This is a genomic window from Lysinibacillus sp. NPDC047702, from assembly GCF_050272555.1.
GTDB lineage: Bacteria > Bacillota > Bacilli > Bacillales_A > Planococcaceae > Lysinibacillus.
This window is the reverse complement of sequence record NZ_JBNNMG010000004.1, coordinates 34,826-49,904: the sequence shown is the minus strand read 5'-3', so window position 1 is coordinate 49,904 and position 15,079 is coordinate 34,826. Positions and strand designations below refer to the sequence as shown.

13 protein-coding genes and 1 pseudogene are annotated in these 15,079 nt (G+C 34.4%); 9 read left to right on the top strand and 5 right to left on the bottom strand.

Going from position 1 to position 15,079, the window contains the following annotated elements; genetic code table 11:
* Window positions 1-121: 121 nt before the first annotated feature.
* The 3 genes from ACQKIM_RS03350 to ACQKIM_RS03340 all read right to left on the bottom strand — a co-directional run bounded on the left by ACQKIM_RS03350 (window position 122) and on the right by ACQKIM_RS03340 (window position 2,738).
* Window positions 122-640, bottom strand: coding sequence for a GrpB family protein (locus ACQKIM_RS03350; protein WP_427539041.1), 519 nt, complete (start codon window positions 638-640; stop codon window positions 122-124).
* A gap of 126 nt (window positions 641-766) precedes the next feature.
* On the bottom strand, window positions 767-1,864 hold the full coding sequence (locus ACQKIM_RS03345) for a helix-turn-helix domain-containing protein (protein ID WP_427539038.1): 1,098 nt from the start codon (window positions 1,862-1,864) through the stop codon (window positions 767-769).
* A gap of 244 nt (window positions 1,865-2,108) precedes the next feature.
* Complete coding sequence (locus ACQKIM_RS03340; RefSeq protein ID WP_427539035.1) at window positions 2,109-2,738, bottom strand: TetR/AcrR family transcriptional regulator; 630 nt, start codon at window positions 2,736-2,738, stop codon at window positions 2,109-2,111.
* A gap of 173 nt (window positions 2,739-2,911) precedes the next feature.
* Here ACQKIM_RS03340 and ACQKIM_RS03335 point away from each other — a divergent pair, with 173 nt between their 5' ends.
* Complete coding sequence (locus tag ACQKIM_RS03335; RefSeq protein WP_427539032.1) at window positions 2,912-4,573, top strand: M28 family peptidase; 1,662 nt, start codon at window positions 2,912-2,914, stop codon at window positions 4,571-4,573.
* A gap of 993 nt (window positions 4,574-5,566) precedes the next feature.
* Here ACQKIM_RS03335 and ACQKIM_RS03330 read toward each other — a convergent pair.
* Window positions 5,567-6,505, bottom strand: a complete 939-nt coding sequence (locus ACQKIM_RS03330) for a helix-turn-helix transcriptional regulator (protein WP_427539029.1) — start codon at window positions 6,503-6,505, stop codon at window positions 5,567-5,569.
* A gap of 118 nt (window positions 6,506-6,623) precedes the next feature.
* On the opposite strand from ACQKIM_RS03330, the gene ACQKIM_RS03325 reads away from it, so the two are divergent.
* Window positions 6,624-7,073 carry a VOC family protein gene (locus tag ACQKIM_RS03325; RefSeq protein WP_427539026.1) on the top strand — a complete coding sequence of 150 codons (450 nt, stop codon included), beginning with the start codon at window positions 6,624-6,626 and terminating at the stop codon, window positions 7,071-7,073.
* 242 nt (window positions 7,074-7,315) lie between these two features.
* Here the strand turns inward: ACQKIM_RS03325 and ACQKIM_RS03320 are convergent, their stop codons facing one another.
* On the bottom strand, window positions 7,316-8,368 hold the full coding sequence (locus ACQKIM_RS03320) for an NAD-dependent epimerase/dehydratase family protein (RefSeq protein WP_427539023.1): 1,053 nt from the start codon (window positions 8,366-8,368) through the stop codon (window positions 7,316-7,318).
* 909 nt (window positions 8,369-9,277) lie between these two features.
* Between ACQKIM_RS03320 and ACQKIM_RS03315 the strand changes: the two genes are divergently transcribed.
* From ACQKIM_RS03315 to ACQKIM_RS03285, 7 genes and pseudogenes are all read left to right on the top strand, one after another.
* Entirely contained in the window at window positions 9,278-9,787 is a 510-nt protein-coding gene (locus ACQKIM_RS03315) for a GNAT family N-acetyltransferase (protein ID WP_427539020.1), read from the top strand.
* Window positions 9,788-9,814: 27 nt separating this feature from the next.
* A complete protein-coding gene (locus tag ACQKIM_RS03310; protein WP_427539017.1) occupies window positions 9,815-10,615 on the top strand; it encodes a MerR family transcriptional regulator in 801 nt (266 codons plus the stop codon).
* Window positions 10,616-10,995: 380 nt separating this feature from the next.
* Window positions 10,996-12,237 (top strand): serine hydrolase domain-containing protein, encoded by a 1,242-nt coding sequence (locus tag ACQKIM_RS03305; RefSeq protein WP_427539014.1) that lies wholly within the window; start codon window positions 10,996-10,998, stop codon window positions 12,235-12,237.
* A 149-nt stretch (window positions 12,238-12,386) separates the two neighbouring features.
* Window positions 12,387-12,596, top strand: a pseudogene (locus ACQKIM_RS03300) (GntR family transcriptional regulator); the annotation flags it as partial.
* 178 nt (window positions 12,597-12,774) lie between these two features.
* Entirely contained in the window at window positions 12,775-13,386 is a 612-nt protein-coding gene (locus tag ACQKIM_RS03295; protein ID WP_427539011.1) for a hypothetical protein, read from the top strand.
* The gene (locus tag ACQKIM_RS03290; protein WP_427539371.1) at window positions 13,386-14,180 is read left to right on the top strand and encodes an alpha/beta hydrolase family protein; all 795 of its coding nucleotides are present in this window, start codon (window positions 13,386-13,388) and stop codon (window positions 14,178-14,180) included. Before ACQKIM_RS03295 ends, ACQKIM_RS03290 begins: the two co-directional genes overlap by 1 nt.
* Window positions 14,181-14,551: 371 nt before the next feature.
* A complete protein-coding gene (locus tag ACQKIM_RS03285; protein WP_427539008.1) occupies window positions 14,552-14,989 on the top strand; it encodes a GNAT family N-acetyltransferase in 438 nt (145 codons plus the stop codon).
* The last annotated feature ends 90 nt before the right edge of the window (window positions 14,990-15,079 follow it).

Sequence of the window (15,079 nt, the reverse complement as noted above, 5' to 3'; positions counted from 1 at the left end):
GAAACAGAAGAAATATAGTATTTTTCTTCTGTACAAATATAGCCGGTAATAATAGGTAAAAGGTTATTATGCTAATAGCAGTCATATAAGCAAAATAAAAAAATCCTTTTCAGCTCAACTATTAACGGACAGTCCAATACCATTTTATAGCATTTTTTTCAACATTCATTACAAAATCGTCTTTCCCATCTCCATAGCCTTCTATATCATTTGGATATTCTTTGGCGAGTTGGCTCTTTAATTCCCCATACTGCCTACACACTTCGGGATGCTCTCGAAGGTAATCTCTAAATGCTAAATGTCTTTCAATTTCTTCGATTTTGTTATATTGAAAAGCGTGAATTTGGTGTGTGCGATGAGCGCCACCTTTGCGGAAATATCTCCTTCCAGTTATCCCGAATTCCCCCATAACTTCATAGCCGATCTCTTGAAATTGATTAGAAAATGAATCTAACTTATGAATATCATTGACTACTAGTAAAATATCAATAATTGGTTTTGCTTTTAGACCTGGAACTGATGTGCTTCCGATATGAAAACTTTTCACTAATTCTTCTTGAAGGATAGTCCTAATAGAATGCTCCTCTTTTTGATAGTCATTGCACCAATTCTGATTATAATCTACAACTTTTATAATCATTCAATTCACCCCATTCTCTTATTTTGTGCATTATTACAAGATATATAAAATTTAATGTGTTGTCAATGAATGATTTTGTGAATTTTTGTAAATAAAAAGTGGGAGTAAAGAGCTATGCTGCACTCCTCACCAGTCACCTTTCCTCCTTATCGTTGCTTTCATTAATTTTAAATATTGAGAGTCCCCTAGACCATATTGGGGGAAGAGATGTAGTAGGTTTCGAACGATTTCATTGTGAGGTAGATTTTGATGTGTTTGAATATATTTTGTAATTTCATTATCCTTTTCTAAAAGTCCTAAATACAATTTGATTCCCTGATACATAACGGGCATCAATTCTACTTCAGGCATACGATGGTCTAATAACACTGCCTCATAAATATCATAATAGTTACCTAATGTTATTTCGCTTTCTTTCACATCATACGTTTCCTCTCTAACTGCATGATAATAAATAGTTCCTTTAAATGATATTTGTTCTAAATAAGCTAAAATGGTTAATAAATTCATCTGGCAGAACATATCTTCACCAAACCAAAGAACGATACATTGATAATTTTTCAAAAATAAACTGTTTAAGAGTGGTACGACTGTAATTGCTTCATATTCTGCTAATGAAACTTGATGCCCCTTTGCTCGAATTTCTTTGAATGAGTCGCTAAAAATTGTTCTAACAGTGTCATTTACACACATCGCTTCATTAAAAGGTGCATAATCGCTTTTCCCCATTAATTGTTGGGAACTAAATTCTTCATACATCCGTTGTCCATTTAAAATGTTCAATACCTCGTGATCAAAATACACATCTATTCGCTTTTGTAAATCTTCAATTCTTAATTTTTTTGAAATGTCCATATAATAACTCCTCGCTTCATTCATAGTGAGTTTTACATATGATTGCAATGGTTCAGGACATAAACGAAAGGCATTGGGGCTAACACCTATTATTTCCTTAAACGCCCTGGAAAACGCTTCTTGGGACGAATAGCCATGTTTTATTGCTATCTCAATAATCCTTTCATCTGTTTCAATAAGGGCGATTGAAGAAAGATATGTTTTTCTAAGGGTCCTATATCGTTTAATGCTGATTCCTGTTATTTGATGAAATTTAAAGGAACAGTAATAAGAAGAGTAGCCCATTGCTTCACTTAATTTTATCAAAGAAAACCCCTCAAACAAATGCTCTTCAATCCAATCAATCATATCTTGAATCATATTGTTCATCATGTATCACTCCCTATTTTTAATTATAGTGAAGAATTAAAAAGGGGTTTTGATATTCGTTGTGCTTTTTGAATGAACCGAATTTATCATTAAGATGAAATTGAAGAAACTAAATAAAGAACGAATCTATCAATATACGTATTAATAGATTCGTCAGTTTGTCGAATTAATGTGCATCTTACTTCTCCTTTGAGTGAATGCTTTTTATCATGCACATCGCGCGTTTTGTAAGTTTACTTTTAAATTATTTCTTGTCGATAAGGGATTGGATATAGATTTCAGTCATTTTAATTTGTTCTTTCCATAATGAAATAATCCATTCTCTGTCTTCCAAAGAGATTAAAAAAGTCGCAAATCCATTTAAATAAGTAACTATTAAATCATTTATTAGCTCAATGTCAGAAGGAGTTAATTGATCCCCATAAAAATCATTTAATAAAACCTCAAATAAATCAAACGGTGTCTTATCTCTGTCTTGATTGAAGATAAGATCATCAAATTCTTTATCGTATGAAGATTTCACTACAAATTGTAATTGAACATTAATTAGATGTAAGTATTCTTTATTTTTTTCATCAATAAAAAAAAGAAAATATTTTAGCATAATATCAGAAAAAGAATCTGTTTCTTTAGATTCATTATAAATTTGTTCTAAAGCTTCATTCATGAGTATGTCAGATAAAATAAAAGCCTCTTGTTGAATTGTTTCCATAGAACCGAAGTGATGAAATACACTTGCTTTACTAACATTGGCTCTCTTTGCAATGCTGCTAGCACTTAACGCCTCTATACCATTTTCTGCAATTAAAGAAATAGTAGCATTTAGCAATGCCTCTTTTGTTTTATTTCCCTTTTTTTCCCTACCATCAATCATTAGAGTACCTCCTAGAGAATGGTTGTTACATTTTTTATCATTATATCATAAATTAAATTACTTGACCGATTGGTTAGTTTTGAGTACAATTTTATTGACCGTTCGGTTAGTTTTAAGTGTTAGAAGTGTTTGTATAAAACTTCATTTCAAGTAAAAGATAAGGAGAGAAATAGATGAAAAAAAGAAAGTTACTTATTTTTGCGATTTTACTTGCATTGTTAACGTCTTTTATAAGTTTTAGTCAATTTTTAAGTCCTTCTCAAGTTGAAGTAGGGGAAACAGAAAAGGATTTTTCATCTGACCGAGCTCTTAATTATTTAAAAGAAGTAGCAAAGGAACCACATCCTATAGGCTCTTCTGCGAATAAAAAGGTAAAAGATTATATTGTCAAACACTTTCAAAATATAGATATTCCAGTTGAAATTCAATCGAAGCCAGTGAAGGATATAAGTGGTGGGGAGTATGCTATAGAAATAGGTGCAGAAAACGTTGAAAATATTATTGCAAAAATCCAAGGAACATCCGGTGATGATAATGCGATTTTATTAACAGCTCATTATGATTCTGAAATAGAAACTCCTGGAGCATCAGATGATGGTTACGGTGTTGTCACAATTATGGAGGCGGCAAGAGCTTTAAAACAAATGCCAGCACCTAAAAATACAATTTATTTTGTTCTAACAGACGGTGAAGAGCAAGGTTTACTCGGAGCGAGTGCTTTGCAAGAGCGAACGGATATTTTAGACGAAGTACGTGTTATGCTAAACTTCGAAGCAAGAGGTAATACAGGGGTACCGATTATGTTTGAAACGAGTTCAAATGATTTAAAGTTGGTGCAATTGTATAAGGAGACTGTTCCATACCCTGTAGCATACTCCTTTGCTTCTGAAATGTATAAAAAGATGCCAAATGATACAGATTTTACTGAATTAAAAGTAACAAAAAAATTAGGGTATAACTTTGCAAATATGGGTGGTTTAGAGGCGTATCATGCAGAGATAGATCGTGTAGAGAATAGTGACGAGGAAACGATCCGTCATTTTGGGGACTATGCTCTTCCTTTAGTGAAAAAGTTTATGATGATGGACGCAAAAGAGTTTCAAGCTTTAGAAGATAGTAAAGATGATGCGATTTACTTCCCATTAATGAAAAAAACATTAGTTGTGTACTCCGAAAAGTTTGTAATTCCATTAATGATTGTTTTACTTCTCTTAACAGTCGCAATATTCTTCTTCAGCTTTAAAAAGCAAGTGACAAAGATTAAAGGATTTACTTTTAGTTTAATAGCAACGATTGGTAGTCTTGTCTCTATTTTCATTTTCTATTTCCTTCTAATTCGTCTATTAACAATTGTATTCAATGTTGCAATAGATGAAGATAGTATCGTTATGTTCGGTACTTATGATCCGGTAATCCTTACGCTGATGGTCTTACTTGCTATTGTGCTCTCGTTCTTTTTGGCGAAGTGGATTTCAAAAAAGTATGGTACTGTGAATTTCGTCATAAGCACGCAAGTTTTATGGATCGTATTGGCGGTGATGTCGAGTCTTACTTTCAAAGGTATTAGCTACGCATTTACAATTCCAGCAATCATTAGTTTACTGTTGATTTTACCAATCCTAGTAAAAGTAAAATGGGCAAAAGGTGTGTATCATTATGTAGCAGTTGCAGGATGGACAGTAACTAGTATTCTATTACTCGCGCCAATTATATATCTGATTTATATAGCAAAAACAATTAGTATAGCACCTATAATAGTAGTTATTACAGCATTAATTACATTCCCTATAGTAGGAATCGTGAATTGGTTAACGACAGATGATGGTAAGGCATAAAAAAGAGGAGAAAAACGATTTAGTTTTTCTCCTCATAGTGTTGAAAAACTAAATGGTCAAGGGACTCTTTGTGAATACTACTAATTCAAATGAAGGTGATTTCCGTTCCAGGCTACTCGCTTTGCCGCTGACGCTTCGCTTTCGCGCAGAGCAAGGCTTCCTGTGGGCGAGCGACGAGCCGCTTCCTGCGCTGAGGAACGAAGGCTAAGTGCGTCACATCCTGTGACAACGCCTTCGTGACCAACATCGTGTTGGCCTCAGGGTCTCGTCTGTCTCGCTATCCCACGGGAGTCGAGTAGCCTTGCACTCCAATCTGCAATAGTGTAAAACTTTAAATATATTCTTCCCTCAAAAGTAAAGTAAAAGCATGTTACTCACCATCATTAAATGGATAGAATATTGGTACAAATTCTTCAGCTATTAACCTATATTTTATGCATAAAACTACTTTGTAACTTTACATAAAGTACTGCTCTGCTTTCGCAAAAAAATGTTATCAAAACTCCATTTTTGCATAATAAAGTGATGGCTAAGACTTCAATTTATTACTTTAAATTTGTTTGGAATACCAGAGAAAATATACGATGAGCAGTGGTTGATTGGAGTGTAGACTGAGTGACTCCTCGGGGATTCAGCGTCACAGATGAGACCCTGGAGCGAGTATATTAGGGGAACGAAGGCTAAAGGCATCACGTCCTGTGATAATGCCTTCGTGACCAACCTCCTGCTGCTGCCGCTTCGCTTTCGCGCAAAAAACATCTGTTGCCCCAAGCGGCTCATCGGACGCCCCCAGGAAGCTTTGCTCTGTGCGAAAGCGAAGCGACAGCAACAAAGCGCTCAGTCGGAACGGAGATCAACCTCTCGTTTTGAAAAAGGGCTATACTTTTTGATTTGTCACCTTGATGTCATTGACATAATAGTATTTCAACAACATGAGGAGAAAAACGTTTAGTTTTTCTCCTTTTCTTATTTCTACTCTTTTTACCTTTCAAGTTATAATTTTTCATAGTGTTTCAAAAGGTTTTGTATTTTATCTTGGATAATTTGTTTTAATGAATCAGGCTTAACAGTTTTAACATTATGACTGTATTTCAGAAAATAGTTGGCGATAAATTCCTCTTCACCAGGGTTATAAAATCCCTTAATGACTGTTCTACTACCAATTTCTATATTCATAGAAGGGTAAGGTTCTTTATAAAAAATATCCTTCGCCTGTGCTAAAATTTCAACTTCAAAGTCAATACTCTTCTCCGATTGATAAATTTCTAATGAGCGACTAATAAGGTCATCTATTGAAAAGTGAGAGTCTATATTTTGTTCTTCTATAGAGGTTATTTTATCACATCTAAAAACTCTATACTTATTCGTCTTGAACTCTATTCCTGTAACATACCATTGACCGAACCTAGCAGAAATTTTGAAAAATTGAACATGGTAACTTTTTTGCACGTTATTTTTCAAATATTGAATCTTACAGGTGTTTTCATTAAGAATGCTTTTTAAAATTTTATCTAAAAACTGACTAACATTATTATGTTGATTTACTTCAAATTGCAGAACTTTTTTCATTTGGTGAATGTGCTGTATTTGATTTTTAGACAGACAGTTTTCAAATTTTTCATTTAGTTTAGTAACACTTAAATGGAATGGTGTTGATTGATAAGATTCTAACGTTAACATTGCAAAATACAGAGCATACACTTCATCTATGGTAAAGATAATGGGGGATAACAGTCTTTTTTTTAAGAGACCATAACGTCCATGCCTGCCATGCTCAGCAAAAATAGGCATACCTAATTGTTCTAATGAACTAATATCACGCAGAGCCGTGCTTTTCGAAATATTGTATTTAGACATTAGATCAATTAAATTAAAGTACTCACGATTGTTCAAGTATCTAATCATGTCATTTAATCTTTCTGACTTCTTCATTATTAAAACCCCTTAAAGGTGTCATATTTTGATACCTTTACATCTTAAAATAGGGTCAGGGTAATATCAATTGATAAGATATTTACCTAAAATTATTATTTATAGGGAGATTGATACTATGAGTACAACACTAGAAGTAGCCATTTTTTTATCTATGAACGGAAAAGCTGAAGAAGCGGTCGAATTTTACAAAAAGCACTTTAATGCAGAGGAATTGTTACTCGTTACCTATGAAGACATGGCAACACGCGATAGCTCTCTGCAACTTACGGAAGAGAATAAAAATTATATTTCTCACTCCGTCTTATCTATCGGATTAACAAAGGTAATGCTAGCAGAAGATACAATGGATGTTACAGAAAAATATGTAGTGGGGAATAACACTTCACTGTGTATTCAAAGTGCGGACTTAGAAGAAATCAAACATTTTTATAAGAGCTTGACGGCAGATGAGAGAGTAAAAATCATTGTTCCATTGTCTAATAATGTTTTTAGCAAAGCATATGGTATAATTGAAGATCCTTTTGGTATTCAAATTCAATTAATGTACGACGATAGATTACATTAACAAATGGTTGGGTAGTAAGACCCCTTAGCCTAAAAGTTAGATGGAGATACCTGTATGAAGATAACATCTTGATTAACACAATAATCTTTAAACTCTTTTAAACATAGCCATTAGAGGTGAAAAAATGCTGGGTATGGGAGTAATCTATACCCAGCTTATTTATTGCTTATCGTAAAGGATTGAGTCAGTAAAAAGTAGCAAACTTGATAATAATAGGTGGTTGCTGATTCTGGGTTTTTGACTTATAAATGTTGATCTGCACTAACTAATCCGGCTTTGCGCAATTCATTTAGCATCTCATCGTCCTTGTCATCAACATGATTAATTTCCTCAGGCAGATGAGCTAATTCCCAATCCAATGTTTTTTTTAGGCCTTCATTAAAAGAGTAAATTTCCCGATAACCTAGTTCCTCTCGAATTCGCTTGGATTCGACGATAATATTTTGTTCCGTACGCAAGGGAATACCTAACTCGTCTGGAAGGTGACCAGATGGAACTTGGATGATTTTACCTTGCCAATTCAACTGATCACCAATAGCCTGAATGAATTCCAACATTGTTCTCGTCTGAAGCTCTGCTATGTTGTATAGGCGTCCTGCTGCACGATCATTCGTAATCGCTAAAGCAATGCCATAAGCGACATCCTCCACATATCCGTGTGACCAAAGCCAATTTGCAAAACCTTCATCCAGTAAAATAAACGGTCGGTCATTATGCAATGGCTTTAATTTGAAAAAATGAAACAGTCTATGCTGCGGATCATTTGGTCCGTAAACCGCGGGCAGACGTACAACAGTTGCTGTAAAGTAAGGGTCGTTCATGACTATCTCTTCTAGAGGGATTTTGTCATAACGATTGCACCAATCATCTGGATCCTTGGCTGGATCTTTGTAAGGGTAACGATTGTTTCTAACTGCAGAATCCTCCGAAATCGGTAACGGTTCTAACGGTCCTTTGTCAGCCTGTCTGACTACACCATAGGCACGATAAACATCCTGACTACTGATCATCACAAGCCGTTTCGTAATGCCGCGGAATGTATGCAATACGGGTTCGATATCTGTTTCTGTGAAGGCAATCATATCTACTACTACGTCGATAGATAAGGATTTAAATGCCGCCCTATGTTGCTCCAAGTGCATTTTGTCCCCATATATGTGTTTTACGTTAGAAGGTAAGTCGACTTCAGTCTTGCCACGATGAAATAAGGTAATATCATCATAACCCATGGTATGAAGTTTGCGAATCACGTATGGTCCGATAAAATTGGTTCCTCCAATAATAAGAATTTTCATTCTGGACACCTCTACTTTCTATTGTTTGCCACTTATTATAATTTTGATTTCTAAGAGAAGACAAGGACTAAGAATTGAACACATATTTTAGATATAGGAGAATAATCGAAAAGGAAGACTTTGGTACTAAGACCTATATTTTCTCTCTATTGGGAAATTGATTACATTAGAAAACTATGATGAAGAACTGCTCGGGCGCAAGATAAAAGTGGTCAGGTTAGCTGAAGTAAAGTCTTGGATATCCTTTCTAATGAAAAAAGCCTTGAGGTTAACACTGTGTGAAGCTTTATAATATCTTTAACGGGCAGTAAGGCTTCCGCCTAATAATCTAACAACAACAGAGAAAGTAGGTAGGGTTGCCCATAAAAGCCCAATTAGTGAAAACTAATAATCATTGAGATGAAAAAAACACTGTATAAAGTTTTATCACAAAATGAATTACGTCAAGGTGAATATGATTTAGGGGATAGTATATGAGTATTAATTTCTTAGACAATTGATAAGGAAAAACTGGATTGAGAATTGGGGAAATATGTATATATAATTAATGATGATTAAAAACTAATTTACAACAATTATTAGTAAAGTGCTTTACAGAAGATCGAGTCTTTTAATAATGGGGGAACATGGTTAATAATAGACGATGAAAACAAACTACTTACAGAATAGGACATGAAAAATTAATGGACTTATGATTAAAGAAGTGAGCTACATAAAATTGGAACATGGCAGGAAAGACTTATTAGGATATCTTTATTTAGCGAATATTTTTGAAGCATAATAATTTTAGCTAATGTAATTGAAGTAATTGTTTTTAAAAAATCACAACTTTTTTTTATTATTAAGTGGTAATGTAGTACCCCCATTACATTTTTATTTAAAAGTTTAAGATTAGGGAGATATGTGATTATGAATGGAAGAGAGTTTGATGAAATTTTTGCACTGATGGAAGTATCATTTCCAGAAAGTGAGCGAAGAACTTATGCAGGACAGAAAGGGTTACTAGCCGAACCCTATTACCGTCTTATTACGGAAACGAATAACAACAACCAAATTGTTGCTTTTTTAGCAGCATGGGAATTTCCTTCGTTTCGGTTTGTAGAACATATTGCTGTCGATCCAATTTTGCGCGGGAGTGGAGTAGGTGGAAAAATGTTGGCCGCTTATATGAAAGAGTCAAAAAAGCCCATTCTATTAGAGGTGGAGTATCCTGACACGGAATTGGCTCAGCGGAGAATAGGCTTTTATGAGCGATTAGGTTATCGCCTTAATTCCTTCGAATATGTACAACCTCCTCTTCACAAGGAAAAGGATGATTTACCACTAAAAATTATGAGCTATCCACAACTTTTAACGAACGAGGAGTTTATTTTATATAGAGAAATCTTGTATAGAAATGTATATAAGATAGTAGATTAACGTTGTGCTACCAAGGAGGTGTTTTGCTTGTATAAAATAGGGGAATTTTCGAGAATTAATAAAATATCTCAAAGAATGCTAAGATATTACGATGAGAAAGGTTTATTAAAGCCAGAAAAAGATGAAACGAATGGTTATAGATATTATACGAAAGAGGATATTGCTAAAGCGAATAAGATAAAATTATTGCGTAAATACCATTTCTCCATTGATGAAATAAAAAAAGTCTTGGAAATGGATACCAAAACACTTAAAGAAAGTTATGAACAAAAGATTGCTGAATTGTACGAAAAAACAATTGAATATTATCAGCTTATTGAGGAAATGAAAACTTATATTGAACCGAAGAAGAAGATAACAAGGGTTAACACCTATGACGTTTTTCGGGGAGTTAGAAAATCATTTCATGCTATATGTATAAGAAAAAATGTTGATGAAAAAGGCTTGGAGTTGTTAATAGATCAACTTCTAATATCCATAAATAAAAAGAATCCAATTTTGAGGGGCAAACATTTGGCAATTTTTCATTCAATGGAGGAGGGGGATAATTCGCAGTATGATGTAGAAGTATGCCAACCAATAAAAGTAGAAGAAGAAGTAAAGGATACTAGAATAAAGTTTTTTGAGGAAGGAAATTCTATCTATACCATACATATAGGTAATTATGACAGTATCAGTTATGCATATAGTGCCTTATATGATTGGGCACATTTAAATGGATATCGTTTAGATGGACCATTTATTGAAATATATTATACAGATGCATTTATTACACTAGATAGAGCTGAATATGTCACAGAAGTTAGTATTGCTATAAAAAAACGCTAATTTGAAGAAGAGCCTTTGCATAGGGGTGTCGATCTGTTCGGAATGCAAACAGAGAGGAGCACAGTTTGCTATATACTTTAAAGATTTTTTTAATCTGATTATAGATATCACAAGTGTGCAATGTCTGTAAAGAGGGGAGAGTGTCATGCTTTAAGAATGCGCCATTATTGGTAAAAGGTCGGTTGGGTTGAATACTGCCTTTATATTTGGAAGATAATGGCGAGATGATTTATTGGAGCTGGTCATCCATTATTACCGTTTGTAGGAATATAGACCAAAATAATTATTATTATCATAAAATATGACTCTAAATTGGAAAAGTAAGATATGAATAGTCATGATTTAAGCGCAAAGAAATTAATATAAGGGAGTTTTTCACTATGAACCAAAAAAGTATTTTTACATCTACTGTGTCGCTCATGTTGTCATCTTCATTAATTTTAACAGCATGTTCTCCATCTTCAGACAAAAAAACGCAGGAGGATACAAATTCAACGCCGATTGTTCAAAATTCTGAACAAAGTCACTCCTCTTCTAATTCAACGGAAAATGAAAATCAACAGCCAAAAGGTACTGAGAATAGTACATACAATTCAACAACAGATGCTGCGATTAAACAATTATTTAATAAAATATCGCTAGATCAACCCGGTTATGCTTATATTGCGAGCTTCGACGATGGCGCTACTTATAAAGGGGCGGTTGGTTTGGAATCGGTAGAGAAAAACCTGCCGATTACGACAAAAACGATTTTTAATATTGCCTCAGTCTCTAAACAATTTACAGCATTCTCCATTTTGCTATTGGAACAAGAGGGAAAACTGAGTCTAGACGATTCAATAATAAAGTACGTACCTTCCCTAGGTGCATATGCTGAACCTGTGACTTTGAGACATTTAATTCATCATACGGGTGGTTTAACAGATTATATGGAACTAGCTGTAAAAGAAGGGTTTTCAGATAAGGAAAAATTAACTGCTGAACAATCGCTAGAGCATCTTGGAAATCATCAAATGGCAGATTTTCCAGTCGGAACAAAATTTGAGTATAGTAACACAGGATATTTTTTATTATCTTTAGTAGTTGAAAAAGTGAGTGGAAAATCTCTTCGCGAATTTTCGAAGGAGCGCATTTTTGAACCTTTAAATATGAATGACACAACAATCGTGGATAGCTATCCTACCAAAATTCCAGTTGCTCGTGGGTATTTTAAGACTGAGCAAGGGGCATATGAAATTTATGAAAGTCCTTGGGAACATACTGGTGATGGAGCGGTTCATACAAATGTAGAGGACTTAGTAAAATGGGGACAAAACTTCACTACAGGTATTGTTGGTGGGAAGGAACTTGTAAAAAGAATGGGAGAGGTAGGACCAAAAACTACTCCAACTGGTGTGAACATTATTGATAATGAAGACTATGCTTTTGGCTTGTCTATTGGTGAAGATTTTAATAGTCATTACTTAGAGCATTCAGGAGGTTGGGCTGGATACCAATCACAACTTATCCGTTTCTCAGGGGAGCGATTGACTATAGTGGTACTAAGTAATTATGAAGAATCTGAACCTTTAATATATGCTAATAAAATAGCAGAAATTGTTTTGGGAAAAAGTAATGATTGATTATTATACTTTTTTGAAGAATTCAGCGTATACAGAGAGGAGGGTGGATTCCTTTGATTATTCATCTAGAGTTTGAGTCTAAAACGCCAATTAATATACAGCTTATTCATCGTATTATTGAAGGTATTGCAAAGTAGGAGCTTGTTCCAGGTGAACGATTACCATCTGTTCGTTCATTAGCAGCAGATATAGGAATCAATTTACACACGGTGAACAAAGCGTATAAAGAGCTAGAACAAAAAGGATTTATTTTAAATCATCGTCAAAAAGGAGTTGTGGTTAATCCAGAGGGAGTTCCAAAGGCAAATGTATCTTTTCAGGAAGAAATGAAAGAACTTTTTTCTCTTTATAGTCTCTAGATTACAAATGGGCTGTTACATATATTGTGCCTGAAAACTTTCTTGATGAATTCACGCTATTAATAGTTAATAGAAAGAAAGACAAACAAGGAGTTTTGTCTTTTTTAAAGCTTGAATCTCCCCAACAGAAGAAGGTCTTATTTAATTTAGCAATTATGAGGAGGTCGGTAATAGAATCATGAGGTTTATTGAAATGTTACTAATTGTTTTCAATATTTTTTTATTAGGATGGTTAATTTTCGCTAAAAACAAATCGCAGCGTCAGTTGCTTATTGGTTTTGGTATTTCCGCCATCATTACATTGATGCATGGGGTTATTGAAGGTGTGCGTTGGCAAATGATTCCTGCCTATACGATGACAGTAGTCCCACTAGTAATTCTCGCCATCAGATTGAAATCCAAGCCTAAAGAGAGAGTAGCTAACAAGACCTCTACAAAGCTGATTACATTATCAGCGCTATCTGTGATTTATTCATCCATAGCAGTGGCTCTACCAATTATATTTCCAGTGTTCACCTTTGAGAAGCCCACAGGTCCGTACAAAATTGGTACAGTTACCTATGATTGGCTGGATAGGCAGCGAGAAGAAACGCTGACACCCGAATCTGGCGACAAACGAGAGTTAATGGTACAAATCTGGTATCCTGCAGATGCAACGGTTAAAGGTGAGTCAGTTAAGTACCATTCTGATGGAGATGTATTTGCCGAGGCGTACAGTAAAGTGTTGGATTTACCCAAACTTTTATTTACAACTTTGGGCTATGTCAAAACAAATGCCATTGAAATGTGATGATATCCAATCAGGAATCCTCTTATCCTATACTTATTTTCTCACATGGTTTTAATGGACATAAAAATCAGAACAATTTTCAGATCGAACAATTAGTCAGTCATGGATATATTGTTGTAAGTATAGATCACACCTACAGTAGTGTAGTTTCTATTTTTTCAGATGGACGAGTAGCTAATTTTGTACCACAAGATTCGGAATTAGTCACTTATTGGGATGAAGCTAATGAAGTTTGGGTAGAAGATGTGAAATTTGTACTGAGCCAAGTGAAAAAGTTGGCTAAAGCTGATCCAGACCATCGTTTTACGGCCCGTATTGATATGCAAAATATAGGCATGTTTGGTCATTCATTTGGTGGAGCAACAGCTACTCAGATGTTAATGAGGGATTCTAGAATTAAAGCAGCTATTAATATGGATGGTTTTCCATATGGTAAACGTCCAGTTACGGCAGCAGGGTTGAAGAAACCCTTTATGCTGATGAGTGCTGATGAAAGTAATGCTAATGAGGACTTTAGCGGACTTATAGAGGCCATTTTATCGAAGAATCAAGATGCTGCACTTCATAAAAATTATTGGCTTCAAATTAAAAATATGACACATATGGGTTTTTCCGATTTTTACTTGTTTTTACCGTTATATGAAAAGATGGATGGAGTCAATATACGAAGTGCTCACCACCTTATTAACGATTACTCACTAGATTTCTTCAATCACCATTTAAAAAAACAGCCATTTAAGTTATTAGAGCAAAGCATTGGTGATTACCCAGAATATACTTTACAAACAAATTGATGAAAAATAGATATCCTAGAGCGCTTTACGGTATGTTCAACTGTTCAAAGCAGCTTATAAATACAGATGGATTTATGGACTTAGAATACAGCATAACGTATTGCACTGTTAGGGACGTTCGGTTGCAAACTACTTATAACCGACCAGAAAGTATTCTCTTTCAGTTAATTGCTTTGAATTAGCATATAATTTAGATTTGTAAAATTAAATGGTTTTAGCTGAAAAGGAGGTTAGATAAGGAAGGATATGGTAAAAAATAGCAAAAATTATTTGGAAAAAGTGTAAAAAGAAATAATAATTATCTCTATGATAATACCTTTGTCTTTTCTGAGAAAGTAAGCTACTAACTATTCAAAAGGAGATTACATTAAATGAATATAACCCTTACCGATGTGGATAAGAATAATTATGAGGAAATTTGTGACCTATCTGTAGCTGAAAACCAGTATGATTATGTAGCAGAAAATATGTGGTCACTCGTTGAGTCAAAATTTAACCCATCTTATCAAACACGAGCAATTTGTTTAGAAGGTAAGCCTGTTGGATTTTTCATGTGGGTACCTGAAACAAAACAACGAATTTCAATTTGGCGATTTATGGTGGATCAAAATTATCAAAACAAAGGTATCGGGCGCAAAGCTTTGCTTCTAGCCCTTGATGAAATTAAACAAACAGATGGATTAGAAGAGATTGAAATCTGTTACGATTCAAATAATCCTGTAGCTAAAGACTTTTACGGAAGCTTCGGTTTCGTTGAAGCCGGCATGGATCCAGAGGGTCAAGATGTATTAGCCATTATAAAAATTTAGTTTCCTACCTATATAGGTGGGGGAATTAGAAAAGTTGTTAGTTAAAGGAAATAGAGAATTTTTTCTCTACTTCCTTTTCTTTTTTATATC

Bases quoted from the DNA above. Each gene is read 5' to 3' on its own strand.
- ACQKIM_RS03350 (WP_427539041.1), bottom strand. From the start codon at position 640: ATGATTATAAAAGTTGTAGATTATAATCAGAATTGGTGCAATGACTAT.
- ACQKIM_RS03345 (WP_427539038.1), bottom strand. From the start codon at position 1,864: ATGAACAATATGATTCAAGATATGATTGATTGGATTGAAGAGCATTTG.
- ACQKIM_RS03340 (WP_427539035.1), bottom strand. From the start codon at position 2,738: ATGATTGATGGTAGGGAAAAAAAGGGAAATAAAACAAAAGAGGCATTG.
- ACQKIM_RS03335 (WP_427539032.1), top strand. From the start codon at position 2,912: ATGAAAAAAAGAAAGTTACTTATTTTTGCGATTTTACTTGCATTGTTA.
- ACQKIM_RS03330 (WP_427539029.1), bottom strand. From the start codon at position 6,505: ATGAAGAAGTCAGAAAGATTAAATGACATGATTAGATACTTGAACAAT.
- ACQKIM_RS03325 (WP_427539026.1), top strand. From the start codon at position 6,624: ATGAGTACAACACTAGAAGTAGCCATTTTTTTATCTATGAACGGAAAA.
- ACQKIM_RS03320 (WP_427539023.1), bottom strand. From the start codon at position 8,368: ATGAAAATTCTTATTATTGGAGGAACCAATTTTATCGGACCATACGTG.
- ACQKIM_RS03315 (WP_427539020.1), top strand. From the start codon at position 9,278: ATGAATGGAAGAGAGTTTGATGAAATTTTTGCACTGATGGAAGTATCA.
- ACQKIM_RS03305 (WP_427539014.1), top strand. From the start codon at position 10,996: ATGAACCAAAAAAGTATTTTTACATCTACTGTGTCGCTCATGTTGTCA.
- ACQKIM_RS03295 (WP_427539011.1), top strand. From the start codon at position 12,775: ATGAGGTTTATTGAAATGTTACTAATTGTTTTCAATATTTTTTTATTA.
- ACQKIM_RS03290 (WP_427539371.1), top strand. From the start codon at position 13,386: ATGATATCCAATCAGGAATCCTCTTATCCTATACTTATTTTCTCACAT.
- ACQKIM_RS03285 (WP_427539008.1), top strand. From the start codon at position 14,552: ATGAATATAACCCTTACCGATGTGGATAAGAATAATTATGAGGAAATT.